The 1,932-nt window shown below is 58.3% G+C and carries 3 protein-coding genes; all 3 read right to left on the reverse strand.

Annotated features, from left to right (window positions below; genetic code table 11):
- Positions 1-44: 44 nt before the first annotated feature.
- Complete coding sequence (locus tag EN969_RS28840) at positions 45-512, reverse strand: hypothetical protein (protein WP_063168148.1); 468 nt, start codon at positions 510-512, stop codon at positions 45-47.
- 338 nt (positions 513-850) lie between these two features.
- On the reverse strand, positions 851-1,240 hold the full coding sequence (locus EN969_RS28845; protein WP_127224118.1) for a hypothetical protein: 390 nt from the start codon (positions 1,238-1,240) through the stop codon (positions 851-853).
- 89 nt (positions 1,241-1,329) lie between these two features.
- Complete coding sequence (locus EN969_RS28850) at positions 1,330-1,794, reverse strand: hypothetical protein (protein ID WP_127224117.1); 465 nt, start codon at positions 1,792-1,794, stop codon at positions 1,330-1,332.
- Between the last annotated feature and the right edge of the window lie 138 nt (positions 1,795-1,932).

Consider the following 1,932-nt stretch of genomic DNA (forward strand, 5'->3'; position numbering starts at 1 on the left):
CCCCTGCACAGAGTGCCAGATAGATTAGCACCAGAGCTATGAGCCTATTTTTTGCCACACCATGTCCTTCTCATTTCCTCATAGTCGTCTGTTATTCTCTTCTCCTTAAGAAGCTCGTCCCATGCGGTAGCCACCGGAGCCTTGTCGAGCAAATCGCAAAAATCCTTGCCGAAAGCAGCGCCTATCTTCTGGTTGATTCCGCCAGCGTGAAGTTGCCTGAAGACCGATAGATAGAAATTCAGCATTTGCCAGAGGTCGGTTTTGGCTTCCTCCTTCTTCCCTGCGGGCAATGTGCCCATAATCAGGGGCCGAACATTTCCTCGCGAGATGATTTCACTAATAATCTCCCGGGCATCATGCTGGATGGTGTACGTGTTTGAGGCTTGCAGCGAATGGTTTGCTGAGGACAACTGGTAGATCGTCAGCCAAAATCCGATGACGGCCACTGCGACACCTAGGATCGCCGATCCTGCTTGAATAGCGTCACTGTTGGTCTTGAGCCATTTGCACATTTCCCGCCTCCCAACGGATACCCTACCTCAAGGAGCGTTGAGATGGATAGTCAGGTCCGAGGTAATACATCGCAATACCATTCGGACCCGGGTGCGGACCGAACAAGCAACCACATTCATGAATACACAAGCCCTGAGTGGCTTGGGCTCCCCGCAATGGCGAGCTGACCCCTCCGGTTGCTAGCGTAGATGCCGGGGGCTGTCGGCGAGGAGACGCAAGGCCCCTGGGCGATTGGTTGTGGAGACGCGCGCGGCGCGGCGGGCTTGGGCTCTGAAAATCCCAACCCCGACACACCTCTTGGGGCGATGCATCGGGGGTAGGAAAGGTGCTGCTATGGTTACTCGCTGTAAGCCGAACCGTCTCTGCGGGCCGCTGCTATGGCTTGGGCATGCCCGTGGAAGACGTGCCATTCACCTTTGGCCGCAGCCCTGCGCAGTGCCGGGTAGTCGGCCTCATCGACATGCTCGAAGTACGTCGCCAGTGTCAGCCCATGCTGCCGCAGCACGTTCCTATCGAGGTGCTGAGTAAATGCAGTTTCGACAACAGCCGCTTCCACCTCGTCAATGCCGTAGCCTTCGCCGGTAAGGATTTCTCCGGTCTCGACATAGGCGTCCACGATGAATTGCTGCTGGGCCTCGCTATGGGTGTCCCTGAAGCGATCAAGGCTCTGATCGGCCATGCGCACAAACTCGGCATGTTGCTTCTCTTCCTTCTCGTCGTCGGTCAATTCCTCAGTGTCGTTGGTCTCGTCGGTCTTCCCATCCACGGTAGGCAACGGAGCGGCATCAACCGCCCCGTCACTCTCGGCCTCCGTGGCTACCTGAAAGAATAGCCGTATGGGACCAGAGCCGCGTTCACTGCGGCGACGTAATCGCCCTGGCTGATCTCCCCGCGAGCCGCCATGTCCTTGGCTTGCTGGGGTCCTAACTGGATGCCGCCAACGGTCACCGCAAGCTGATCCACAAGGGCCTGCGGTGCGGAGCCGTTCATGGGCTTTGCTGCCGCAATCTGCGCCTTCTGGCCATCGGTCATGGCCTGCCCGGTATTGACGATCCCCATTCGCTTTGCCTGAAGCTGTTGATTGGCCCGCAAGCCGGCTTCCGTCTGCTGGGCGATACGCTCTTGGAGAGCCGCCTCCTGCCGGTCCTTCTCGGATTGCGCATGATCACGCCGCATCTGAGCCACCCGGTTTTCAAGGGTCTGTCGGTCTCGCGCTTCCTGAGCGCGGATGTCAGTTGAGCCGGTGGTGATGAGGCCGCTGGCCTTGTTGAAATCGTTCATGTCGTTCATTCCTTCAAATCTGGTCGTGGTTGATCGACCCGGCGCGTCAGTGCTCCGGGTGCGGGTTGGGCTTGATGATGCTGGGTGGATCAGCGCCGTGGCGTGAAGCCGTAGGTCATCGTCTGCGCGCCTTCAGGA

The sequence above is a fragment of the Mesorhizobium sp. M7A.F.Ca.CA.003.01.2.1 genome, from assembly GCF_003998945.1.
Classification (GTDB): Bacteria; Pseudomonadota; Alphaproteobacteria; order Rhizobiales; family Rhizobiaceae; genus Mesorhizobium; species Mesorhizobium ciceri.

What these genes read in the sequence shown, in the direction of transcription:
- EN969_RS28850 (WP_127224117.1), bottom strand. Translation starts at nt 1,794, where the DNA reads ATGAACGATTTCAACAAGGCCAGCGGCCTCATCACCACCGGCTCAACT.
- EN969_RS28840 (WP_063168148.1), bottom strand. Translation starts at nt 512, where the DNA reads ATGTGCAAATGGCTCAAGACCAACAGTGACGCTATTCAAGCAGGATCG.